At 54.4% G+C, this 24,139-nt stretch carries 20 protein-coding genes; 13 read left to right on the forward strand and 7 right to left on the reverse strand.

Features of this window, described 5'->3' with window-relative positions:
• Positions 1 to 81: 81 nt before the first annotated feature.
• Positions 82 to 267: a tautomerase family protein gene (locus HX773_RS04700; RefSeq protein WP_007886101.1), complete on the forward strand. Its 186-nt coding sequence runs from the start codon at positions 82 to 84 to the stop codon at positions 265 to 267.
• 42 nt (positions 268 to 309) lie between these two features.
• Here the strand turns inward: HX773_RS04700 and HX773_RS04705 are convergent, their stop codons facing one another.
• Complete coding sequence (locus HX773_RS04705; RefSeq protein ID WP_176970623.1) at positions 310 to 627, reverse strand: DNA-binding transcriptional regulator; 318 nt, start codon at positions 625 to 627, stop codon at positions 310 to 312.
• A gap of 147 nt (positions 628 to 774) precedes the next feature.
• Positions 775 to 1,008, reverse strand: coding sequence for a type II toxin-antitoxin system RelE/ParE family toxin (locus tag HX773_RS04710; protein ID WP_176970624.1), 234 nt, complete (start codon positions 1,006 to 1,008; stop codon positions 775 to 777).
• A 154-nt stretch (positions 1,009 to 1,162) separates the two neighbouring features.
• Here HX773_RS04710 and HX773_RS04715 point away from each other — a divergent pair, with 154 nt between their 5' ends.
• Positions 1,163 to 1,903, forward strand: coding sequence for a GntR family transcriptional regulator (locus tag HX773_RS04715; RefSeq protein WP_176970625.1), 741 nt, complete (start codon positions 1,163 to 1,165; stop codon positions 1,901 to 1,903).
• On the opposite strand, the gene HX773_RS04720 is transcribed toward HX773_RS04715, so the two are convergent.
• From HX773_RS04720 to HX773_RS04735, 4 genes are all read right to left on the reverse strand, one after another.
• Positions 1,890 to 2,870: a PfkB family carbohydrate kinase gene (locus tag HX773_RS04720; RefSeq protein WP_176970626.1), complete on the reverse strand. Its 981-nt coding sequence runs from the start codon at positions 2,868 to 2,870 to the stop codon at positions 1,890 to 1,892. The genes HX773_RS04715 and HX773_RS04720 overlap by 14 nt on opposite strands.
• A complete protein-coding gene (locus tag HX773_RS04725) occupies positions 2,857 to 3,879 on the reverse strand; it encodes an ADP-ribosylglycohydrolase family protein (RefSeq protein WP_176970640.1) in 1,023 nt (340 codons plus the stop codon). The genes HX773_RS04720 and HX773_RS04725 overlap by 14 nt, the downstream gene beginning before the upstream one ends.
• Before the next feature lie 17 nt (positions 3,880 to 3,896).
• Positions 3,897 to 5,171, reverse strand: a complete 1,275-nt coding sequence (locus HX773_RS04730) for a nucleoside permease (RefSeq protein WP_176970627.1) — start codon at positions 5,169 to 5,171, stop codon at positions 3,897 to 3,899.
• 183 nt (positions 5,172 to 5,354) lie between these two features.
• On the reverse strand, positions 5,355 to 6,731 hold the full coding sequence (locus HX773_RS04735) for an aldehyde dehydrogenase family protein (protein ID WP_176970628.1): 1,377 nt from the start codon (positions 6,729 to 6,731) through the stop codon (positions 5,355 to 5,357).
• Positions 6,732 to 7,212: 481 nt separating this feature from the next.
• On the opposite strand from HX773_RS04735, the gene HX773_RS04740 reads away from it, so the two are divergent.
• From HX773_RS04740 to HX773_RS04750, 3 genes are all read left to right on the forward strand, one after another.
• Positions 7,213 to 8,142 (forward strand): RepB family plasmid replication initiator protein, encoded by a 930-nt coding sequence (locus HX773_RS04740; RefSeq protein WP_007886110.1) that lies wholly within the window; start codon positions 7,213 to 7,215, stop codon positions 8,140 to 8,142.
• A 1,629-nt stretch (positions 8,143 to 9,771) separates the two neighbouring features.
• Positions 9,772 to 10,971, forward strand: coding sequence for an AAA family ATPase (locus HX773_RS04745; RefSeq protein ID WP_008109176.1), 1,200 nt, complete (start codon positions 9,772 to 9,774; stop codon positions 10,969 to 10,971).
• 7 nt (positions 10,972 to 10,978) lie between these two features.
• Complete coding sequence (locus HX773_RS04750) at positions 10,979 to 11,950, forward strand: ParB family protein (RefSeq protein ID WP_176970629.1); 972 nt, start codon at positions 10,979 to 10,981, stop codon at positions 11,948 to 11,950.
• A gap of 448 nt (positions 11,951 to 12,398) precedes the next feature.
• On the opposite strand, the gene HX773_RS04755 is transcribed toward HX773_RS04750, so the two are convergent.
• Positions 12,399 to 14,327: a sigma-54-dependent Fis family transcriptional regulator gene (locus HX773_RS04755; RefSeq protein ID WP_176970630.1), complete on the reverse strand. Its 1,929-nt coding sequence runs from the start codon at positions 14,325 to 14,327 to the stop codon at positions 12,399 to 12,401.
• A 274-nt stretch (positions 14,328 to 14,601) separates the two neighbouring features.
• Between HX773_RS04755 and ssuD the strand changes: the two genes are divergently transcribed.
• The 8 genes from ssuD (at position 14,602) to HX773_RS04795 (ending at position 24,075) form a co-directional block, all read left to right on the forward strand.
• Positions 14,602 to 15,774, forward strand: a complete 1,173-nt coding sequence (gene ssuD, locus HX773_RS04760) for an FMNH2-dependent alkanesulfonate monooxygenase (protein ID WP_101761167.1) — start codon at positions 14,602 to 14,604, stop codon at positions 15,772 to 15,774.
• Positions 15,775 to 15,788: 14 nt separating this feature from the next.
• Positions 15,789 to 17,189 carry an FAD/NAD(P)-binding protein gene (locus HX773_RS04765; RefSeq protein WP_370463586.1) on the forward strand — a complete coding sequence of 467 codons (1,401 nt, stop codon included), beginning with the start codon at positions 15,789 to 15,791 and terminating at the stop codon, positions 17,187 to 17,189.
• A gap of 74 nt (positions 17,190 to 17,263) precedes the next feature.
• Positions 17,264 to 18,658: an LLM class flavin-dependent oxidoreductase gene (locus HX773_RS04770; RefSeq protein WP_176970632.1), complete on the forward strand. Its 1,395-nt coding sequence runs from the start codon at positions 17,264 to 17,266 to the stop codon at positions 18,656 to 18,658.
• A complete protein-coding gene (locus HX773_RS04775; protein ID WP_176970633.1) occupies positions 18,655 to 19,674 on the forward strand; it encodes a methionine ABC transporter ATP-binding protein in 1,020 nt (339 codons plus the stop codon). Before HX773_RS04770 ends, HX773_RS04775 begins: the two co-directional genes overlap by 4 nt.
• Entirely contained in the window at positions 19,671 to 20,369 is a 699-nt protein-coding gene (locus tag HX773_RS04780; RefSeq protein ID WP_176970634.1) for a methionine ABC transporter permease, read from the forward strand. Before HX773_RS04775 ends, HX773_RS04780 begins: the two co-directional genes overlap by 4 nt.
• Positions 20,366 to 21,241, forward strand: coding sequence for a MetQ/NlpA family ABC transporter substrate-binding protein (locus tag HX773_RS04785; RefSeq protein ID WP_176970635.1), 876 nt, complete (start codon positions 20,366 to 20,368; stop codon positions 21,239 to 21,241). The genes HX773_RS04780 and HX773_RS04785 overlap by 4 nt, the downstream gene beginning before the upstream one ends.
• Before the next feature lie 177 nt (positions 21,242 to 21,418).
• Positions 21,419 to 22,858 carry an MFS transporter gene (locus HX773_RS04790; protein ID WP_176970636.1) on the forward strand — a complete coding sequence of 480 codons (1,440 nt, stop codon included), beginning with the start codon at positions 21,419 to 21,421 and terminating at the stop codon, positions 22,856 to 22,858.
• The gene (locus HX773_RS04795; protein ID WP_176970637.1) at positions 22,855 to 24,075 is read left to right on the forward strand and encodes an acyl-CoA dehydrogenase family protein; all 1,221 of its coding nucleotides are present in this window, start codon (positions 22,855 to 22,857) and stop codon (positions 24,073 to 24,075) included. The genes HX773_RS04790 and HX773_RS04795 overlap by 4 nt, the downstream gene beginning before the upstream one ends.
• The last annotated feature ends 64 nt before the right edge of the window (positions 24,076 to 24,139 follow it).

Below are 24,139 nucleotides of genomic sequence, written 5' to 3' on the forward strand. Positions count from 1 at the left end.
GAAGACGGAGGATTGACGCTGCACGCAACGCTTTGGCTGCGGTATGCTGAAAACGAACGTTTACTTTTAGGAGCAGCAGATATGCCAGAAATCGTTGTGTATGCGGCAGAAGGTCGCACGGTTGAGCAGAAGAAGAAGTTGTTGAGAGCCGTCACCGCGGCGGTGGCAGATTCGTTTGAGATCGATGCTAATTCAGTAACGGTTTCCATCATCGAAACGCCAAAACATCATAAGTCGAAAGGCGGCGTGCCGTTTGATGAGCGTTGAGTTCGGATTTATGCCTAAAAGCCCCAATGGGGCTTTTATTGTTTAGAGGATAAAGACGGCTGGCCCTTTATCTTCAATCGTGTTGAGAATGCGTAATGCCGCTTTGTTTGGCTTGCTTTCGTTGCGCTCCCACTTGGATACACTTTCCACTGACATTCCGGTGGTTAACGCCAGCGCTGCTTGCGACATATTCCAGCGCAGTCGCACCGCTTTAATTTCTATACCACTCATCGTACGTACTGGAGGAATGTTACGCGCTTCTATAGCAGCGTTAATTTCGGCAACTGTTTCATCTTTCACTGCGCCAAGCTGGTTATAGCGTTGCGCCATGCTCTGGATTTTTTTTAAACGATCACTCATTACAGGTTACCTCAATCAACTCTTTAACTTTAACTAACGCCTCGATTAGCTCGTCGGGCATAGCAATGAAATCTCGCGCGATGCTGCAATAGGCATCAATTTCATCGTCTTCTAACTCTTTGCCTTTCTTCTTCGAAAGCTGGCTTTTTAAATACATATCAAAGAAGTAAAGATTCTTCCCATCATTGAAAAAACTATGCAGCGCGCCCCATGAGAAGCACCGACGCCAGGTAAACCGACTCGCTTCTTATAAGTAAATCGGCCCAGGCAATCGCCGTGAAGTCCGGCAAAAATGGACATCGCTGCCTTACACAAAATTTTATCGTTGATGCGTGCTTTTAAACGCTCTTCCTGAAATTCTGGCGTGAGATAAATTCCCATAGTCGCTTCCTTGCCACTTTTTACCCGTAAGCATTACTATAGTCATGCTTACGGGTAAGATCAATTTTCATGCGCTTGCTGGCGTATCCCAATCGCCTGAAAGTCAGTATCATAGACGTTCTGCCGCTTACCAAAATGAGTGAATACGCCCGCTATGACCGACCAAACTGCACTATTTTCGCGGCTTACTTCTACCCTTGCCGATGACAGCCGCACGCCGCTGTACAAACGCTTTGCCACTGCAATCAAAGATGCGGTGCGCGACGGCGTGTTAGTGCATGAAGAGATCCTGCCGAGTGAGCGTGACTTCAGCCAGTCGCTGAGCATTTCGCGCATTACCGTGCGTAAAGCCATGGATGCGCTGGAAAAAGAGGGCGTGGTGTTGCGCTCGCGTGGCTACGGCACGCAAATCTGCAGCCAGTTCGAGTATTCGCTTAAAGAGCCGAAAGGCTTGTCGCAGCAAGCGGTCTTGCGTGGTAAAAAGCCCGACACCGTATGGATTAACAAAAGCAAAATCCATTGCGATGCAGAAATCGCTGAGAAATTGGGGCTGAACAAAGGCAGCGACGTGTATTTACTCAAGCGCATTCGTTATGTCGATCAGCAAGCGGTGTCGGTAGAAGAATCCTGGGTGCCGGCGCGCTACATCGCCGATGCGGATGAGATTGGTATTTCGCTGTACGACTATTTCCACCAGCAACAAATTCTGCCGGTAAAATCGCAAAGCAGAGTGAGTGCTCGCATGCCTGATGAGGCGCTGCAGCAGCAGATCGCCCTGCCCGACAACGTGCCTGTTTTGGTGATCAAGCAGCTGGCGTTAGATGCGCAGGGCAATCCGCTGGAGTACAGCATTAGCTACTGTCGTAGCGATATGTATGTGTTTATTGCGGAGTAAGGCGCTGCTGCCAGTAAGCCGTTAACGTGGCGCGATCGGGCGCGCAATCGCCGCCGCGCTGTGACACCACATAAGACGCCACCGCGTTGCCGAGCGCAACGCTTTCTGCCAGCGACCAACCCGACGCTAATCCCGCCAATAATCCACCCGCGTGGCTGTCGCCTGCGCCGATGGTATCGACCACTTTTGTCGGCAGCGCCGGTATCCAGCCTTGCGACTCCGCGTTAACGAAACCGGCGCCTTCGCTATCAAGTCGCACCACCATCGCGTCACCAAATCGCTGTTGCCAGCACGTCATTAACTTTTTCGCATCAAAGGGTTCTGTTTGATTCAAACGTTCATGCCACAGCAGTTCGGCTTCCTGTCTGTTCACTGTAATCAGTGGATGGCACGCCATGATGCGTTCGAATTGCACATCACCGATATCCGCCAGACGCGGACCGAAATCCACCAGCAGCTGATACGGCTGGCTTTGCTGCTCCAGCCAGTCGATCAGCACATCACCGCTTTTGCTGGTGAGCTGATAGCCGGAAAGGTAGATCCAGCGATTGGCCGGCTGCGGCAGCGTGCCGAGCAGCGCCGCATCCCACTGATTTTCCACGCCACTCACTGACAAGAAGGTACGCTCGCCATCGGGTTCCACTAACGCTAAACACCAGCCGTTATCGCCCTTCGCCGTTTCCAGCACGCTGTGAATGCCATATTCCGTCAGCTTCTGCCGCACAATGCTCGCCCATGTGCCGTTGCCGAGCGGCAGCGCATTGATGGAAGGAATGCCAAGCCGGTGCAGCGCAATCGCCACATTCAGCGCGCAGCCGCCCACGTTGACGCCTTGCTGGTGGAGCTCAATATCGCTGCCACGATGGGGCAACGAGTAAGCATCAGCAATCACATCAACCACCGCCGCACCAATCACACACACCGGCAGGCGGCCTTCAAGTCTCTGCAGATCATCAGGCGTTAGCATAAGCGGCCTCGCGCTGCTGGCGGAAACGCGTAAATGCAGCGCTGTAGCGGGTGAAATCCAGCGCGTTAGCGGCATCCAACTCGGCTTTCAAGGCAACGTCGATGCTGTCGATACCGTGCAGCGCGCCGCAAATGGCCACCGCCATCGCGCCGATGGTATCGGTATCGCCGCCGAGGTTAGCGCAAAGGATCGCGCAGCGATTGGGATCGGTCTCGGCCAATTCCACCATCGCAATCGCCGCCGGTACTGATTCAATGGTGCTGGTGCCGGTGCCCACCAGATCGTAAATCTGCTGCAGGGTGGATTCCACGCCCCTGCCCTGCGCGACCACGCTTAACGCCAGTTCGAGGCGTGCCGCCATCGACGCGCTAAAGGTGGTGACACGCTTTTCCTGCGCCGCGCGAGCGATCGCGGGCAGTTCATCGCGGATCGTTGCCCAGCTGGCACCGTCAATGGCGCGTGAAACAGCCCACGCAATTACCGTCGCACCAGAAATCGCCACATCCGATTTATGCGTTGGGCTCGATGCCAGAGCCACGGCATCGATGAAAGCGGATAAATCGCGAGCTGGCAGCAGACAGCCGAGCGGTGACACGCGCATCGCTGCGCCGTTGGTCATGCCGTTATTTTCCAGCTGCGACACCGGCGTGCCGGCTTTCATGGCGTTGAGCGCGATTTTTGAGGTCGGTCCAAGCACGTTCTTGTTGAAGGCATCAAACGACTCAGCCCACTGCAAAATATTCGCGCCAATGGTTTCCGCGTTGATCTCGCCATCATGAGACAGGATCGCATCAGCCAATGCCAGCGCCATCGAAGTGTCATCGGTAAAGGCCGCACGGCCAAAGTAGCAGGCGGCGTTGTTTTCAGCCGGACCTGGCAGGAAGCGATCGATCCAGCCAAAGTGCTGCTTTACGCGTGAGCGCGGCCACAATTCCGATGGCATGCCCATCGCATCGCCCAGCGCCTGGCCGTAAAACGCGCCTAAAATCCGTTTTTCCTGCGTTGTCATCGTCATGGTGAAATCCCTTATTTATGGCTGTCAGCGGTTGCTGAATTTTCGAAAGCGGTAAGTTCATCGCTGCGTTTTTTGCCGTCGCGGAACAGGACGATAAAGGCGATGGTGATCATTACGATCATCACGCTGCCAAACATCCACATGCCGGCCCAGTTAAAGGTCTGGCCGTTGCGGGGCTGGTCGTAGGCGAACATTTCCTGCATCAGATAGCCGCCAAGGCGGTAACCGAGCAGGCTGCCGATGCCCTGACAGGCCAGCGTGATCAGCCCTTGCGCGGCATTACGCATTGCCACTGGCGCTTTCTTATCAACGTAGATGTAAGCGGTGATGAAGTAGAAATCGTAGCTGACGCCGTGCAGCAGAATGCCCATGAACAGCAAGCCGTAAGTCAGCATGTTTTGATCGCCACCGAACACAAAGAACACATAGCGCAGTGCGGCAGTGGTTAATCCCAGCAACAGCACTTTGCCAATGCCAAAGCGTTTGATGAAGAACGGCAGCGCCAGCAGGAAGAAGATCTCTGAAACCTGGCCGAGCGTCATCCAACCGGTAGCGTGCGGCAAGCCGACTTCCGTCAGATAGCCTTCGGCGAAGATGTAGTAAAACGCCAGCGGCATGCTGAACAGGAAGGAGCAGACGAAGAACACAAGGAAGCTGCGATCCTTCAGCAGATGCAGCGCATCCAGACCAAGCGCCACGCGCAGGCTGAATTTGCCGGTGCTTTTCGGCTCGGTGGCGGGCAGCGTCGGGGCAAAAATGCCCAATAACAGCGAGCTTGCGGCGGTGATCAATAATGGCACGTTGCTGGCTGAGATATCGCCATAGCCCAGCAGCGGCGGCAGGAAACCACAAACGATGCCGGACGCGATCCAGCCAAGTGTGCCCATGACGCGAATGCGCGGATAATCACGCTCCACGTCCGCGACGTGCGAAAACGCGATGCTATTGGTTAAGGCGATGGTTGGCATGTAAGTGAGTGCATACAGCAGCAGCAGCGGGAAGAAACCGCCGAAATGCGTTTGCTGGGCTGCGAAGAACATCAAAATCGATCCGACAATCGTCAGCAGCGACAACACTTTTTGCGCCTGGAAGAAGCGATCGGCCAGCGATCCGACAAGGATCGGTGACAGGATGGCGGCTATCGAAGTACAGGCGTAGCACCAGGCGATCTCAACCGGCGAGAAGCCGTTTTTGCTGAGAAATGCCCAGAGCGGCACAAACCATGCGCCCCAGATAAACCACTCAAGAAACATCATGAACGACAGTTTTGGGATTGTTGTTTTCATTTAAAAGGACTCCCCGGTGTAGGTGGAGGCAAATCTAACACCAGAAATAATACCTTTATAATACCATTGATGGATTTTTTGAACTCGTCCACAACATTTTAACCGATGTGCAACGGTCTGAGACGGGAGGTAACTGGATGCGTGGGATGGAAATGAGGGCGCGCCTGACGCGCCCTGTAATACTTAGCGGCGGTTTTTCCAAACCGTCTGAATGTTACAGAATTCGTGGACGCCAAAGCTCGACAGTTCACGGCCATAGCCGCTCTTCTTCACGCCACCAATCGCAACTCGAGGATCTGATGCGCCATTGCCGTTGATAAATACCGCGCCAGTCTCCAGTTTTTCCGCCAGTTCGTTGGCCAGCGCTTCGTTACCGCTCCACACTGTTGCACTCAGGCCGAATTCGCTGTCGTTAGCCAGTTCAAGTGCGTGTTGTGCATCACGAGCGACGGTAATTGCAGCAACCGGCCCAAAGATCTCCTGCTGGAAAGCAGTCATGGCTGGTGTGACATCGGCGAGGATCGTCGGGGCGTAATAGTTGCCTGGGCCGTCGATCTTATGGCCGCCTAATACCAGACGTGCGCCTTCCTTGATGGTCTGCTGTACCTGACTATCCAGCTCATCACGCAGATCATAACGCGCCATTGGGCCGATGTAGGTTTCTTCTGCCAAAGGATCACCGATCTTCAATGCCTGCACCGCTGCGCTGAAACGCGCCTCAAACGCTTCTGCGACACTTTTTTCAATGATGAACCGCTTGGCTGCCATACAAACCTGTCCGGTGTTCTGATAGCGTCCTGTGACCGCTGAGGCCACTGCAGCATCAAGGTCTGCATCCGCCAGCACGATGAAAGGATCCGCGCCGCCCAGCTCCAGTACAGTTTTCTTCAGTACCGCACCGGCTTGCGCTGCAATTGCACCGCCTGCACGCACGCTGCCGGTTACTGCTACAGCGGCAATAAGCGGATCTTTTATCGCGGCTGAAACGCCATCGTTATCGACGTTGATCACGGTAAAGCCGCCTTTAGGCAGTTCAGTGGCATCAAACAGTGACTTCATCAGGTTGGCGGATCCCATTACGCTTGGCGCGTGCTTCAGCACATAGGTATTGCCCGCCAGCAACATGCTGACTGCGCCGCGCAGAACTTGCCAGTAAGGGAAGTTCCATGGCATCACGGCGAGGATCACACCGAGCGGACGAAATGACTGCCACGCTTGTTGGTTTTCCACCAGCGTGGGTTTGTCGGCCAGGATCGCCGGGCCATGCTCTGCATACCAGTCACAGAGATTGGCGCATTTCAGTACTTCAGCACGAGCCTGAGCGATAGGTTTGCCCATTTCCAGCGTGGCCATCGTCGCCAGCTCATCCTGACGCTGGCGAATCTGTTCTGCCAGTTGACGAAGTACTTTCACTCGCTGTGGCATTGCGGTATAGCGCCACTCTGCATAGGCATCAGCACTTTGCTGCAATGTGGCTTCCAACTCGGCTGCGCTCTGCAGCGGATAGGTTGCGAGGATTTCGCCGGTAGTAGGATTGCGGGAGATAACGTTGTCAGTCATGAATGATGTCCTCGTCATAAGTGATGTGATGTTCGATGAAGGTCACTTTACGCCGGGATATAGTTTCTTAAAAATGAATAATAATGAGGAAGTTGTTCATTTATGGAGAAGTTGAAGGATCCTGATCGCCTATAACTGATGATTTGGTGGGATCAAACAGGATGTTATTGCGATAGGGCTGTTTTAAACATTTTGCCGGTCTAAAGCCGCTTCAGTCCTGGCGTTATTAAGTTATACAGTGATTAGATCTTAAAGAAAGATCATATAGAGATCTTAAAGAGATCCTAAGAGATCCCCGATCGTCGCAGGCCGCACCCCACAAGGGCTCAGAAGGTGATCGCGTTCACTATAATGAGTAAAGTGTTCACTGGAGTCAGTAGTTTATTCACTATAGAGAGTAGAATGTTCACTATAAACAGTGTTAATGTTCACTGTAATCAGAAAACGACCCTTTTCATCCACAGAATGAAGATCTCAGGCTATGGCAGATAAAGAGAGTGAAAACAAGGCGTTACTCGAGCCTTTTCTGTCGGTGACAAAAAACAGCGGTGAAGTTATTCAACTCCACCCCAATAAAAATAACACCGTACAACCGGTCGCTTTAATGCGCCTTGGTCTGTTTGTTCCTACATTGAAGTCCACCGCGCGCGGTAAGTCAGGCGCGATGGCATCGACGGATGCAACGAAAGAGCTGAAGAACCTTTCTTTAGTGAAATCGGAAGGCTATGAAAAAATTACCATTACCGGCGCAAGGCTGGACATGGATAATGATTTCAAAACCTGGGCCGGTATTATTCAGTCTTTCTCGCGTTATCCGTCAAAGGGCGACACCGTGACGCTGCCGTTTATCGATTTCGTTAAGATGTGCGGGATCCCTTCGGCAAACTCTTCGGCTGCGCTACGTAAGCGCTTAGATGCCTCTCTGCGACGCATTGCGACCAATACGTTGTCCTTTGAAGGTAATGGCAAAGCCTATCACACTCACCTTGTGCAATCGGCGTATTACGATCGTGAAAAGGATCTGGTGCGCATCCAGGCCGATCCGAAGTTGTTCGAGCTCTATAATTTCGACCATAAAGTGTTACTTCAGCTGCGAGCCATTTCACGTTTGAAGCGTAAAGAATCGGCTCAGGCGTTGTATACCTATCTCGAAAGTTTGCCAACGAATCCGGCACCCATTTCTCTGGCGCGTTTGCGTATGCGTTTAAACCTGGGCTCGAAAACCACCACGCAAAACCACGTGGTGCGACGTGCGATGGAACAGCTCAAAGAGATCGGCTATCTCGACTATTCGGAAGTGAAACGCGGCCGCTCGGTGTTCTTCATCATCCACAGCAGGACGCCAAAACTCGACGGCATCAGCAATCTTGAAAGTATCGATTCGCTGGAAGATATCGAGTTTGAAGAGTGATTTTGCCGTTCACTGTAGTCAGTAATCCCCTTCAAGCTGTGTCACTTTTTGAGCAAAAGTGACACATGCTGTTCCGCTAACATTCACTGCAATCAGCTGTCCTCGCGTAATTCACTGTAATCAGCAACGTTCACTGTAATCAGAAGCCTTCTGCTTTTGTCATGTCTTCTGTGATGTCTTCAACCACGTGGTAGCCTTTCTTAGCTACTTATAAAGATAGTGAGTACTTACAAGGGCGGTAACTCTTCACTCTGATTCCCTTTTCACCGCCTTTCTACTGATCACAGTGAACGTTTGTTCGAGCGATCGCTTTCACTGATTACAGTGAATGCTAATCTCAGCGCTGCGTGCTGAATACAGTGAACGATCAAATGCAACTTCATGATTTATAAGTATCAACAAAGCCGGTTCTAACGTGATTCACTGTAATCAGCAGTTTAACTGTTAATACAGCCAGTAAAAGTGACAGGGTTGGTCACAACGCTGATTACAGTGAACGTTTGGCCTGTCTTCTTACTACAGTGAATGGTAGCGAGAGACGTCTGTACTGACGCTTATATGCTGCTTGAAGCGCACGTCACGCTGTCACTGATTACAGTGAACGTTACCAACTCGTCCCCCTGCCCTGCCGAGTTTGCAGCATGAAACAAACTCGCTCAACGCGTCGTTTTTACTGAATACAGTGAACGTTGGGCGTTTAGATCTGCAGTGTGTTTTTACTGATTACAGTGAACATTACGTTAACTCAGCTGTAATCAAGCAAGCCATTTAACGTGATACGTGTACTGATTACAGTGAATGTTGTAGACAACATTCTGGGTATTTCGCTGTATCGCTTATGGCGATTTCAGGCACATCCGTTTGTCGGCAAATGACGCTCTACTGATTACAGTGAACGTTTGTCTTAACATGCTTGCCTGGCTTTGCTGATTACAGTGAACGTTCTGCACAGCGTCATAACTTTTACTGATTACAGTGAATGTTCTCTCAGTCTGGCCGATTTGACTTACTGATTACAGTGAACGGTAAATCGAAGCGCGATAACCTCTGCTGATTACAGTGAATCTTTGCTGATGAAGAGTACAAGGCTTTTACTGATTACAGTGAACGTTTGGCGTTACGTAAAAAAGTCTTCGGGATTTACTGATTACAGTGAACATCCACTAGCCTGATACTTACCGTTATTATCTCGCCTGCTTTTTACTTCCACACAGCATCTACTGATTACAGTGAATCTTCAGCCACTGCTTGCTGATTACAGTGAACCTTTTACTGATTGCAGTGAATGTTGAACATCGACGCTCATCGGCTAACTGATTACAGTGAATGTTCCAGCAATTTCAGCCGCAATCACCCTTCTCCTTTCTCTGTTTAAAAGCATACAGAATAGAAATCCGCTACTGACTACAGTGAATCTTTGTCCCAATGAACATAAAATCGGCGGTGCAAAATCGTACAAAAAAACGGAATGACTAAATTACGATCGCTGATTACAGTGAATCTTTGCGTTAAACCGCTCTTAATCAAGGTGTTTTCACATAACTTATTCTTCCTGTGTAGAAGATATATATTTGCCTCGTGTGCTGGATTTATGTATAAAGTCATAAATCCTACATGTGTGGAGCAAGTATGGCTAACGATGAGAAGCAAGTTCTGAAGGTTGCACAACGTTCAGAAAGAATGCTGATGAGCCTGACTGAACAGATTCAGGCGCAGAAAGAAGAGTTGCGGGAAAACACGTTCTATCAGGTTTACGCTAAAGCGGCGTTAGCCAAACTGCCTAAACTGACGCGTGCGAGCGTGGATTACGCTGTCAACGAGATGGAAGAGAACGGTTATCCGTTCGATAAACGTGCAGCGGGCAGCTCAACCAAGTATGCGATGTCGATTCAGAACATCATCGATATCTATCACCATCGCGGTGTTCCTAAGTACCGCGATCGCCACCATGAAGCCTTCAGCATCTTTGTTGGCAATCTCAAGGGCGGCGTTTCGAAAACGGTTTCTACCGTTTCGCTGGCACATGCCTTACGTGCGCATCCGCATCTGCTGTTTGAAGATTTACGTATTCTGGTCATCGATCTGGACCCGCAATCTTCCGCCACCATGTTCCTGAACCATCAACGTTCAGTGGGATTAGTGGAAGCGACCGCCGCACAGGCGATGCTGCAGAACGTCAGCCGCGAAGAGTTGCTCAACGAGTTTATCGTTTCCTCAATTATTCCGGGCGTCGATGTGCTGCCGGCGTCAATTGATGACGCCTTTATTGCCTCGCGTTGGGAAGAGCTGTGTGCCGCTCACCTGCCCGATCAGAACATCCACGCGGTGCTGTATGACAACGTGGTGGCCAAGCTGAAGAAAGATTATGACTTTATCTTTATCGACAGCGGCCCGCATCTTGATGCCTTCCTGAAGAATGCCATTGCAGCTTCAGACTTACTGATGACGCCGGTGCCGCCCGCGCAGGTGGATTTCCACTCCACGCTGAAGTACTTAACGCGTTTGCCGGAGTTGATTGGCATCATTGAAGAATCGGGTGCAGCCTGCCGTTTGCAGGGCAACATTGGCTTTATGTCTAAACTGTCGAATAAAGCGGACCACAAGCTGTGTCACAGCCTGGCGAAAGAGATTTTTGGCGGCGATATGCTTGATGCTGCATTGCCGCGTCTGGATGGCTTTGAGCGCTGCGGAGAGTCGTTTGATACGGTTATCTCAGCCAATCCATCAACCTACGTGGGCAGCACTGAAGCCTTAAAGAATGCGCGTTCAGCGGCGGAAGATTTCGCGAAAGCCGTATTTGACCGTATTGAATTCATTCGCCTGAACTGAGGTTACTATGAGCGCAAAAAGAATCACCATTGGCCGAACCTTCAGCCAGACACCATTGCAAACTGAGGAAAGCGCCGATGGCCATTCTCAGACATTTATTCTGGCGACGGGTAAACGCGCCCTGTTCACGCTGGAGCACATCCCGGCGAAGGAAATTGAAGAGAAAACCTTCGTTAAGATGGAAACCAATGGCCGCGATCAGTCTGGCCTGACGCCAGAATCGCTGCGCGATATCATTCGCACCATCAAATTGCAGCAATTTTTCCCGGCGATTGGCGTAAAGCGTGACGACCGCATTGAGATTCTCGATGGTTCACGTCGTCGTGCAGCGGCTCTGCACTGCAAAACCGGGCTGGATGTGCTGGTCACTGACGTCGCTATCTCGGCGGAAGAAGCGCGTCGTTTAGCGCAGGATATTCAGACCGCACGTGAGCACAATCTGCGTGAAGTAGGCATGCGTTTGCTGTCGCTTAAAGAGAGTGGATTGTCGCAGAAAGAGATTGCGCAAACTGAAGGCTTATCACAAGCCAAAGTAACGCGTGCATTGCAGGCGGCGAGCGTGCCGCTCGAGCTGGTGACGCTGTTCCCGAATCATTCTGAGCTGACCTATCCTGACTATAAATCGCTGCTGCAGGCGTATGAGAAGCTGCAGGAAACCGGACAAACCGTTGATGCCCTGATCGATACTATCGGTATGGATGTTGATACTGTATGCGCGCGCGATGGATTGGCCGAAGACGAAGTGAAGAATGGCATTCTGCGTTTAGTGCGTAACGGCAGCCAGACGCTGATTCAGTCACCGGCGAAAGACAAAACCGTGGCGACGCCATTATGGAGTTTCGCCGATAAAGATCGTTTTGCGCGTAAGAAAACGCGAGGACGCATGTTCAGCTACGAGTTTAATCGCCAGTCAAAAGAGTTGCAGGAAGAGCTGGATAAGGTGATTAACGAGACGCTCAATAAGTATCTTAATCAGTAAGTGAAATGCCGCCTCCGGGCGGTTTTTTTATGCCCTTCTCATTGCCTCGCCAGCGCCATTTCATCGCTAACTGTATGAAATATCGATTGTCGCTGCGGAAATTTCAGCCTGAAATCGCCACAGTTTCAGCCAGCAGCCCAAAGTATTCGTTAATAAATCACCAATGCCGATTAACTAACTGCAGCCAATTTAACCAGCTGTGCGCTAAAGCGGCAACAGCCAGTCAAAGCAGAAATACCGTCAAACCACCGAATGAAATTTCATCTGCTCGCCTAAGCGATTTCATCTCTATTAATATGAAACATAAGGAGTTTTAGATAAAATTTCAGGCTGAAATCGCCAATAAAGTCCGTAATTTCAGCCATCATCAAAAGTCCCTAAGCGAGATTAGCCAGATGATATTCAATGATTTATCCACAGAAAACGTGGATAACTTTCAAGACTAACCTTACTCAATCAACGCTAGCGCTGATGAAAATTGCCAGACCGCATCGCGCACGCGCACCGGTTTATTAATCAGCCCCAACGCATAAAATCGATCGGCGATGGTCTGCTGCTCTTTGATCACTTCGAAGGCCATTGCACGCGTTTTGTGGCTGCGACGAGTCAAGGCACGTTCAACTGATGCGATTTCCAAGCCAAGCTCCTGAGCCAATAACATAGACGCTTCGTGGCGATGGCTATCGATGAACAAACCCGTTTGCTGCAAACTTTCCACCAGCTGTCTGAGGATGTCATCGTGCTGTTCAACGTAATCACGCCGCGCCAGATAGAACTGATGATTACGTACGCGCCCTTCACCATTAACCAAAACCCGCAGCTCGGGATTGCTCTCTGCAGCGCTGAGCAACGGATCCCACATCATCCAGGCATCAACCGAAAGATAATCACTGGCGGTCAGCGGATATTTCGGCGGCGTATACACCACTTTGAGTTCATCCAGACCAATGCCCGCTTCTTCCAGTAACTGCAGCAGTAGCCAGTGAACGTTCGAGCCTTTATTAACCGATATGCGCTTACCGCGCAGATCGCTGATGGTGCGAATATCGCTGTCATGCGGCACCACGATGCCAACGCTGCTCGGCGCTGGCGGCTCCCAGGCAATATAAGTCACCGCATTGCCACTCGCCTGGGCGAAGATCGGCGGCACTTCGCCGGTCGTACCAAAGTCGATTTCGTTGTTTTGCAGCGCATACAGCAGCTGTGGCCCGGCGGGAAACTCACTCCACAACACGCTAATGCCTTGCTGAGCGAAACAGTGTTCGAGGCTTTGACGGGCTTTTAACACCCCGAGATTGCCAAACTTCTGATAGCCAATCCGCAACTCACGCTCCTGCGTCCCGTGCACATTGGATGTTGATGCAGTTACCGGCGCTTTGCGCCTTCCTTTAATCATTCCCTGATTCGCCAGATGCGTGCGCAAGGTGTGGCGGCTGATACCTAATAGCGCCGCGGCCTGGGTTTGATTCTGATCTGTCATCGACAGCGCATTGCTAATCAGGCTGCTGATAACGCGATCAAACAGTTGTTGCGGCTGGCTGGTTAGCTGCTGCTGAAGAAAACTGTCGAGCGTGGAATCGTTGGACTCGCTAAAACCATGTTCACTGTAACCAGCAAGTCGCAGCTGTGCGGGCGTCAGCGTCTCTTCGCGGCTCAGCAATACGGCGTTATGTAGTGTGTTCTCCAGTTCACGGATATTGCCGGGCCAGCTGTATTCGCGCAGCGCTTCAAGCGCATCAGGCGAAAGACGCCGTGCCGGACGGCCTAAACGTCGTGCGTAGAGGGCGAGGAAGTGTTGCGCCAGTAGCGGAATGTCTTCACGACGCTGACGCAGCGGCGGCAATGGCACCACCGCAATATTCAGGCGATAGAACAGGTCTTCGCGAAAGCGTCGCTCACGAATCGCCTGCGCCAAATCCACATGCGTAGCCGCGATAACCCGCACATCCACCCTGATCGCTTTACGCGAGCCCACGCGCGTAATCTCACGCTCCTGCAGCACGCGCAATAATTTAACCTGCAGTGAAGGGCTGAGCTCACCAATCTCATCCAGCAGCAAAGTGCCGCCTTGCGCTGATTCAAACCAGCCGGGATGTGACTGCGTCGCACCGGTAAAAGCGCCTTTCTCATGGCCAAACAACTCGGCTTCAGCCAGGCTTTCCGTCAAAGCACCGCAGTTAACTGCGAGGAAAGGGCCGTGACGTCGCTGGCTGTGATGATGCAGATAGCGCGCCACCACTTCTTTACCTGTGCCGGTTTCGCCGACAATCAGAACGGTGGCATCTGTGGGCGCGAATTTATCCAGCAGCGATTGAAACGCCAGAGAAGCGGGATCGACTAAGCGCGGTGAATCGGTGTGGCTATAGGTGGTTAACATGGCAATGAGTCCTGTAACGAGCATATCGTTAACCTAAATGCTCATGCTGACTATTAACACCATGTAAAAAGCATAAGCAGTTGCATATGCAGCAATAGCTGTTGCGTCAGAGTTGCAATTGCAACTCGATATGACGAAAGCAACAACGCTAACCCTCTGAAATACGGCGATTCGCGCCAGTTAACAACCTGGCACGCTTTCTGCTAACAGCTATATAACCAAATAAGCAGTTCAAAATGATCATTTTTTAATAAAGTTATATAGGAAAAGCATAATGGCCGATTCCGCGAACGATAAAATTAATGTCTTCTGGTTTTTACCGACGCACGGTGATGGACGCTACCTCGGCACCACGCAAGGCGGACGCCCGGTCGATTTACCCTACTTACAGCAAGTGGCGCTAGCCGCCGACAATCTTGGCTTTTACGGCGTATTAATTCCTACCGGCAAAAGCTGTGAGGATTCCTGGCTGGTGGCCTCGGCGTTAGCGCCCATCACAAAACGTCTGCGCTATTTAGTGGCGGTGCGTCCAGGCCTGCAGCCGCCAACGCTGGCAGCACGCATGGCAACCACGCTTGATCGTCTGTCTGAAGGACGTTTATTGATTAACGTGGTGACCGGTGGCGATCCAATTGAGAACAAAGGCGACGGCATTTTCCTCAACCACAGTGAACGTTATGAAGTCACCAAAGAGTTCCTCGACGTTTACAGCCGCCTGATGCGCGGTGAGAAAGTGGATTACGAAGGCAAACATATTCACGTTGAAGGCGCGGAAGTGCTGTTCCCGCCGGTGCAGGAAAAGGGTCCGCCGCTCTATTTTGGTGGTTCATCGGAGGCGGCGATTGATGTAGCAGCGGAACAGATCGATACCTATCTCACCTGGGGCGAGCCGCCAGCGCAGGTTGCCGAGAAGCTGGAAGTGGTGCGCGCACGTGCAGAGCAGCGCGGACGTAAACTGGAATATGGCATTCGTTTGCATGTGATTGTGCGCGAGACTGAAGAAGAAGCCAAAGCGGCGGCAGATAAGTTGATTGGTCATCTTGATGAAGAGACCATCGCGCAGGCGCAGAAAATCTTTGCGCGTATGGATTCTGCCGGTCAGGCACGGATGAGCGCATTGCACAACGGCTCGCGTGACAATCTTTATATCTCGCCGAATCTGTGGGCTGGCGTGGGTCTGGTGCGCGGTGGCGCGGGCACAGCGCTGGTCGGCAGCCCAGAGCAAGTGGCTGAACGTATCCGTGAATATCAGGCGTTAGGCGTCACCAACTTCATTCTGTCCGGTTATCCGCATCTGGAAGAAGCACATCGCGTGGCCGAGTTGCTGTTACCGCTGCTACCGCTGGCTAACGCGCAGCAGCAGCGTGAACGCACCATTAACACCGGCCCGTTTGGTGAAACCATTGGTGGCGATAAGCGTCCGTCAAAACAGACGAGCGCCAGCTAATGCAGGAGAAGGCAATGGCTCGGGTAATCATTGTTGGCGGTGGCTTTAGCGGCACAGCGCTGGCGATTCATCTTGCACGAACCTCATCGAGCAGATTACTGATTACAGTGGTCGAACCGCGCGCCCGTCTCGGCGGCGGCGTTGCCTATTCTACGCAGGAGCCGGCGCACCGCATCAACGTGCCCGCTTCGCGCATGCAGTTAAGCGGTGAAGAGCAGGGCGCGTTTGACCGCTGGTATCGCCAACAGCCGGAATGTTCACTGGATTCAGTAGCGCACTGTGAAGACGGCGCGGTCTATCCGCAGCGCAGCCTGTTCGGTCGCTATCTGGCAGAACAGTTTGCGCAAGCTGCGCAGGCGTATCCGCACATCACGCTGCGCCACGTTCAGGCCAGCGCCGTGGCGTGGGAAGGCGAGCAGCTGTTGCTCAGCAACGGCGAAACGCTGCAAGGTGATGTGCTGGCGTTAGCGATCAGTCATCCGCCGCCATCATTGCCGCGTGCGCTGCAACCGTTCTCGGCGCATCCGGCGCTGATTGCCAATCCGTGGCAGCACGGCGTACTGGACGCCATCAATCCTCAATCCGCGGTAGCGATTATCGGCACCGGTTTGAGTATGGCGGATGTGGTGGCTTCATTGGGCACCCGACAGCATCGTGGCCCGTTAATCGCCTTCTCGCGCCGTGGACAGCTTTCACGCGATAACCTGAGCGGTGAGTGGCCGGAATGGACGTTAGCCCCGCAGCAAGCGTCCAGCACACGTCAGTGGCTGCGACATATCCGCGCCGAGGTTGCGCGTGCCGCTGAACAGGATTTGCCGTGGCAGCGCGTGCTCGATCAGGTGCGCGTGCAAGGTCAGGATATCTGGCAATCGCTTCCGCTGCGCGAGCAGCAACGTTTTGTCCGTCATTTGCGCTCGTGGTGGGATGTGCATCGCTATCGCATCGCGCCGCAGGTGTCAGCGGTGATCAGCGCACGTCGTCAGCAGGGCAGTTTGAAGGTGCTGGCCGCGCGGCTTAGCGAAATCTCTGATGTCGGCAACCAGCTGGACATCACGCTACGCACGCGCGTTGGCGCCAGCGAAACCCATCGTCTCGATCATCTGATTGTCACCACCGGTCCCGGCCATGAAGCCTTAACCGCCAGCCAGCCGCTGCTGCACTCGCTCAGCCAGCAAGGGTTAATCCGCGCTGACCTGCTCGGTTTTGGTATTGATGTCGACAGCCAGTCGCACACGCTTAATGTTACCGGCCAGCCCAACGCGCGACTGTTTGTCGTCGGTCCCGCTGCGCGTGCGCGCTTCGGTGAACTGATGGGATTGCCGCAGGTTGCCGATCACGCCGCCGCTGTGGCGAAGCATATTTTACAAGAACTGCAAATCGCTCCCGCCGAGCGATGTCCCCCTTCAGCGCTTTAATCTCTCAACATCCTAAAAATTAACTGACGAACGCCGGGTCGTAACACGATCACGGCCTCGCTATGGAGATTGCTATGCCATCGCAACGTGAAATTCGCTTGAATGCATTTGATATGAACTGTGTCGGACATCAGTCGCCGGGCCTGTGGGCGCATCCGCGTGACCGTTCCTGGCAATATAAAGATCTGGAGTATTGGGTCGATTTGGCGCGCCTGCTGGAGCGCGGCAAGTTTGATGGCCTGTTTATCGCTGACGTGCTCGGCGTTTACGACGTACTGAACGGCAACGGCGATGCGGCGATCCGCCAGGCGACGCAGGTGCCGGTCAACGATCCGCTGGCATTGATTACGCCAATGGCGCTGGTCACCGAACACCTCGGCTTTGGTCTTACGGCGTCGCTGTCGTTTGAGCATCCGTATCCGTTTGCGCGCCGCTTATCCACGCTCGATCACCTGACCAAAGGTCGCATCGGCTGGAACATCGTCACCTCCTATCTGGAGAGCGGGGCGCGCAACATTGGGCATAAAACCCAAACCGATCACGACAGCCGCTACGATTACGCCGACGAGTATCTGCAAGTGGTGTACAAGCTGCTGGAAGGCAGCTGGGAACAGGATGCAGTATTGCGTGACCGCGAACGCCGTATCTTCAGCGACCCGCGTAAAATCCATCCCATCAATCATCAGGGCACTTTCTTCAACGTGCCGGGCATTCACCTGTGCGAACCCTCACCGCAACGCACGCCGGTGCTGTATCAGGCGGGCGCATCGAGTCGTGGCAAACAGTTTGCCGCAGAACATGCCGAATGCGTGTTTGTTGCCGCGCCGTCGAAAGTGCTGCTGAAGAAAACCGTCGCCGATATTCGCCGCCGCGCGGCAGAAGCGGGGCGCGATCCTTACAGCATCAAAATCTTCAATCTGCAAACCGTGATTGTTGGCGAAACCGATCTGGCGGCGCAGGCGAAATGGAAAGAGTACACCGGATGGGTCAGCTACGAAGGCGCGCTGGCGCTGGTATCGGGCTGGACCGGCATCGACTTCGGCCAGTATCAGCCGGATCAGGTGTTGAAATATATCCACACCAACGCCATCCAATCGGCGGTCGAAACCTTCTCCACCGCCGATCCCGATCGTCAGTGGACGGTAAAAGCGCTGGCGGATTGGGTTGGCATCGGCGGTTTTGGTCCGCTAATTGTCGGCAGCGCGGAAACCGTCGCGGATGAGTTGCAAAGCTGGGTCGAAGAGACTGACGTGGATGGCTTCAACTTCGCCTACGCCCTGACGCATGAAACCTTTGAAGATGTGGTGGAGCTGCTGATCCCGGAGCTGCAAAAGCGCGGCGTCTACAAAAAAGAGTACGCGCAGGGCACGCTGCGCGAGAAGTTATTCGCTGCCGGTCCGCAGCTGCAGGCACCGCATCCGGGCGCGGGCTATCGCGTTAAATCCTCCACGCCGCAGGAGGTCTCATGATCGAAATAGATCAGCTCAGTAAACACTATCGCGCGCCCGACGGCCGCATCACCGAGATACTGAAATCCATCAGCCTGCAAGTGCCGCAAGCCAATATCACCGCGGTAGTTGGGCCGAGCGGCGCGGGTAAATCGACGCTGGCGAAGTGCATTAGCCTGCTGGAGCAACCGAGCGCTGGCAGCATCCGCGTCAACGGCAGCGATCTTTCTCGTCTGGATGGCGAAGCGCTGCGTCAGGCGCGTCGCTCAATTGGTACCGTGTTCCAGTCCTCCGCGCTGCTGCAACGCAAAACCGCGTGGGAGAACATCGCCTTGCCGCTGCACTATCTTGGCGTGGTGGATCGCGATATCGCCGCGCGCGTGGGCGAACTGCTCGACAGTGTTGGCCTCAGCCACAAAGCCAAAGCTTATCCCGGCCAGCTTTCCGGTGGTCAGCGGCAGCGTATTGGTATCGCGCGGGCGCTGGCGTTGCGCCCGTCGGTGCTGCTGGCGGATGAAGCGACGTCAGGGCTTGATCCCGAAGCCACCGTCACCGTGCTCGACCTGCTGAAAAAACTGCGTGATGACTACAAGCTGGCGATTGTGCTGATCACTCATGAAATGGACGCGGTGCGTCAGGCGGCAGATGCGGTAGCGGAGATTCGCGACGGCCAAATCGTGCAGTACGGCGTGGTGAAAGCGCTGCTGGCACAACCCGATTCGCTATTGGGACAGCGGCTGTTCCCGCTGGCGGCGCAGGCGGGCGATGCCGAACTGGTGTTGCAGCTGAGCTATCGCACCGATGTGCCAGTCGCCAGCGACTGGATTTCGCGCCTCAGCCAGCAGTTTGGTTTGCGTATTGATCTGCTCGGCGCGCACGTCGAGCAGGTGAATGGTCTGCAAGCTGGCCGCCTCAAGGTGGGCATTCACTATCAGCAGGAGCGCGTGCCGTTGGCGCGTTTGCTATCGCAGCTGGAACAGCTGGGCTTAGTTGCCAGCGTTTCCAGCAGCGTGTTGCCATTGCGGGAGGCGGTATGAGCGTATCAGTGATGAGTCAGGATACGCCGTGGCCAGAAATCCCGGCGTTAATGCTACCCGCTCTGGGCGAAACCGCATTGATGGTGGCGATCGTGATGCTGTTCGTGGTCACCTTCGGTGGCATCGTCGGCGTGGTGCTGTTCAACACCTCGGTGCGCGGCCTGTTTCCCCATCGCGGCATTCATCGGGTGCTGAGTTGGATCGTCAACATGGGCCGTTCGCTGCCGTTTCTGGTGCTGATGGCGGCGATCATTCCGTTCACCTTCTGGCTCACCGGCACCACCATCGGCATTCCCGCCGCCGTTGTGCCGATGATCGCCGCGGGCATTCCGTTCTTTGGTCGTCTGGTGGACAACGCGCTGCGTGAGCTGCCCGGTGAAGTCACGGCGGTGGGTCTGGTGTGCGGCGGTTCGCGCTGGCAGATCATCCGCTCGGCACAACTTAGCGAAGCGCTGCCGGCGATTGTGGCGGCGGTGACGCTCAACCTGATCTCAATGATTGAGTACTCCGCGATTGCCGGCACCATCGGCGCGGGCGGTATCGGTTATCTGGCGGTGGTGTACGGTTATCAGCGCTTCGACAATCACATCATGATCGCCACCATCGTGGTGCTAATCGCCTTAATTCAAACCATTCAATTTCTCGGCGACCGTTTGGTCACCGCATTACGCCATCCTCAGGGGACATCGTTATGACAACACAAGATTTCGAGCTGCGTAAAACCCGCCGCTGGCCGTGGCTGCTACTGATTATAGTGGTCGTTGTACTTGCAGCAGGCGGTTGGTTCTGGCGCGGGCAACAGGCGCAGGCGGTGGTATTTGGCACCACGTTGAAGGTGCATTTTGAACCGGCGATGGCGGGCGAGCAGAAGCTGATTGAATACGTTGGCGAGCACATCGCGCCCGATTACGGCCTGAAGCTGGAGGCGGTTGGCGTGCAGGATCCGGTGCAAGCCGACCGCGCGGTAGCGGAAGGGCAGTATGCCGCCACCGTGTATCAGCATCAGTGGTGGCTGAAGCAAGTGGTGGATGCCAACGGTTTTGCGCTCACCTCAACGCTGCCGCTGTTCCAGTGGGCGTTTGGCATCTACTCCGATCGCTACACATCGGTGGCGGATTTACCACCGGGCGCCACCATCGTGGTGCCAGATGACGGCGCTAATCAGGGCCAGGCATTGTGGTTGCTGGCGCGTCAGGGCTTAATCACGCTCGATCCCAACGTCGAGCCGCGCACGGCCAAACTGAAGAACATTGTCGGCAATCCGCACGGCTTCGTGTTTAAAGAGCTCGATTTGCTGACCATGCCGCGTGCGCTCAACTCGGTGGATGCGGCGATTGGTTACGTCTCGCAATTTGATGCCGGTAAAGTGCCGCGCGAAAAAGGCATTCTCTTCCCGTCTGCGCCGCGCACTTTCGCCTCTCAGCTGGTGATTGGCACGCCTTATCTGGACCAGGAAAACATCGAGAAGCTGAAAAAAGCCTTCTCCGATCCGCGCGTCCAGCAGTGGTTGAAGACCACCGACGATCCGCTGGTAAAAGGCGTGTTGGTGCCGGTCTCAGCCGAATAAATTTTTGCGGTTTGAACACCCGGACGCGTCAGGCGTGTCCGGGTTTTTGTGTTGGCAAAACTCCATTTATCTAATTGATTTTAATGTAAATTTATATCAAGAATTGTTGTTTTGGCGCAGCAAGAAAAACGCTTATAACAACCTCACCTGCACTACAAAACAACAACGTGAGGCGTTATGAGTTCTCTTCCTTTAGAAAACACCATTCCGGTTTCCGAACCGGTACGTTCGGTCAGTGACGTGGCAAGGCTGATCAACACTCGCACCAAAAATGACAACTACGCGCGCATGATTGTGTTCCTCGCGCTCGGCGGCGTGTTTCTCGACGCCTACGATCTCACCACGCTGTCGTACGGCATCGATGATGTGGTGCGCGAGTTTCAACTCTCGCCGCTGCTCACCGGCTTAGTCACCTCCTCAATTATGGTTGGCACCATTGTCGGCAATCTGGTGGGCGGCTGGCTGACCGATAAATATGGCCGCTATTCAGTGTTTATGGCCGACATGCTGTTCTTTGTGGTTTCAGCGATTGCGGCGGGCTTAGCGCCAAACGTTTGGGTGCTGATTGGCGCGCGCTTCCTGATGGGCGTTGGCGTCGGGATCGATTTGCCGGTGGCGATGTCATATCTGGCGGAGTTCTCCAAATTCGCCGGCAAAGGCAACAAAGCCGCGCGACTCGCAGCCTGGTGCCCGATGTGGTACGCCGCGTCAACGCTGTGCTTCCTGCTGATCTTCGCGCTCTACTTCCTGCTGCCGAAAGAGCATCTTGACTGGCTGTGGCGCGCGTCGCTGCTGTTCGGTGCGGTGCCGGCGCTGCTGATCATCGCGGTGCGCAGCAAATTTATGAACGAATCGCCACTGTGGGCGGCGAATCAGGGCGACCTGAAATCCGCGGTGCGCATCCTGCGTGATTCCTACGGCATCCACGCACACGAGGCAGAACACGAAGCGCCACCGGCTGCTGCGGCGCCGAAAGTGAGTTTCCGCGTGCTGTTTGAGAAACCGTGGCGTGAACGCACCATCGTCGCGGGCGTGATGAACATCTGTATCTCGTTTGAATACACCGCCATTGCTTTCTTCCTGCCGTCGATTCTGGCGCAGTTCCTCGGCGCGGGCGTGTTTGAAACCATCTCGGCATCGCTGGGACTCAACGCGCTGTTCGCCTTTACCGGCGGCCTGCTTGGCATGCGTCTGGCGTGGAAATATCCGTCGCGCCACGTCGCGATTGCTGGCTTTGCCCTGCAATTCTTTGCGCTAATCGCGCTGGCGTTGATTGGTCATCCGGAAGCCATCGCCGGAATCGTCTTTGCAGTATTGATGCTCGGCTTGTGGTTGTTTGCCGAAGGCTTCGGGCCGGGCGCGCAGCTGATGGTCTATCCAGCGCTTTCCTATCCAACCTCGATTCGCGCCACCGGCGTGGGCTTCAGCCGCGCGCTTTCCGGCATCGGCAGTGCGTTAGCGCTGTTCATCCTGCCGCTTCTGCAAGCCGCGCTCGGCACCAACATGTTTTGGGTGGTTTCGCTGGCAGCGATCATCCCGATCTTCTTCCTGCTGGCAGTGCGCCACGAGCCCACGCTGCATGACATCGACGATCTTTCACATCAGGAGTCACCATGAGCTTACTGGCAACAGGCACCGATTATGAGGCGCTGGCGGCGCATTTCCGGCCGATCTTCGCGCGCATCGCTGAAGGAACGGTGGCGCGCGAGCGGGAACGTAGTTTGCCGCATCAGCCGATTAACTGGCTGAAAGAGGCGGGATTCGGCACGGTGCGCATTCCGCAAGAGAAGGGCGGTTGGGGCGCATCGCTGCCGCAGCTGTTCCAGCTGTTAACCGAGCTGGCGGAAGCCGACTCGAATCTGCCGCAGGCGCTGCGCGCCCATTTCGCCTTTGTCGAAGATCGGCTGAACCAGCCGGACAGCGCGGAACGCGATCGCTGGTTTGGCCGTTTTATTGATGGCGAGCTGGTGGGCAGCGGCTGGACAGAAATTGGCACGGTAAAACTCGGCGATGTCATCACGCGCGTCACGCCAGGCGAAAGCGGCTGGACGCTGAGCGGCGAGAAGTTTTACAGCACCGGCACGCTGTACGCCGACTGGATTGATGTCTATGCGCGCCGCAATGACAACCAGGGCGACGTTATCGCTCTGGTGAACACTCACCAACCCGGCGTGACGCGTGAGGACGACTGGGACGGATTTGGCCAGCGCTTAACTGGCAGCGGCACCACGCGTTTCGCTAACGCTCATGTCGAGCAGGAACACGTCTACGATTTTGCCACTCGCTTCCGTTATCAAACCGCTTTCTATCAGCATGTCTTGCTGGCAACGCTGGCGGGAATTGGTCGTGCGGTGGCGCGCGATGGCGCGCAGGCGGTGGCGGCGCGCAATCGGGTTTACAGCCACGGCAACGGCGGCGCTGTGCGTCAGGATGCGCAGATTCTGCAGGTGATCGGTGAAATTACCAGCCTGGCGTTTGCGGTGGAAGCCACGGTGATCCGCGCGACACATTCACTGCAATCAGCATATGTTGCCCACGTCAGCAGCGATGAAGCGCAAATTGCCGCAGCGAATGTGCTGGCCGAAGCCGAAGCCGAAGCGGGCCAGGCGCAGGTGATTGCCAGCGAATGGGTGACGCGCGCCGCCACCGAGCTGTTTAACGCACTGGGCGCATCAGATACGCGCGTCAGCAAAGCGCTGGATCGTCACTGGCGCAACGCGCGCACCCTGTCGTCACATAATCCGGTGGTGTACAAAGCGCGTGATATCGGCGACTGGAAAGTGAATGGCACCGCACCGACCAGTGTGTGGCAGATTGGCAGCGGAGAGGGATGATAAAACCCGGTGCGCATTAATGCGCACCCTACAAAACCCTGAATCGTAGGGCTGATGAATCCCC

The organism is Pantoea sp. B9002, from assembly GCF_013385945.1.
Taxonomy (GTDB): Bacteria; Pseudomonadota; Gammaproteobacteria; order Enterobacterales; family Enterobacteriaceae; genus Pantoea.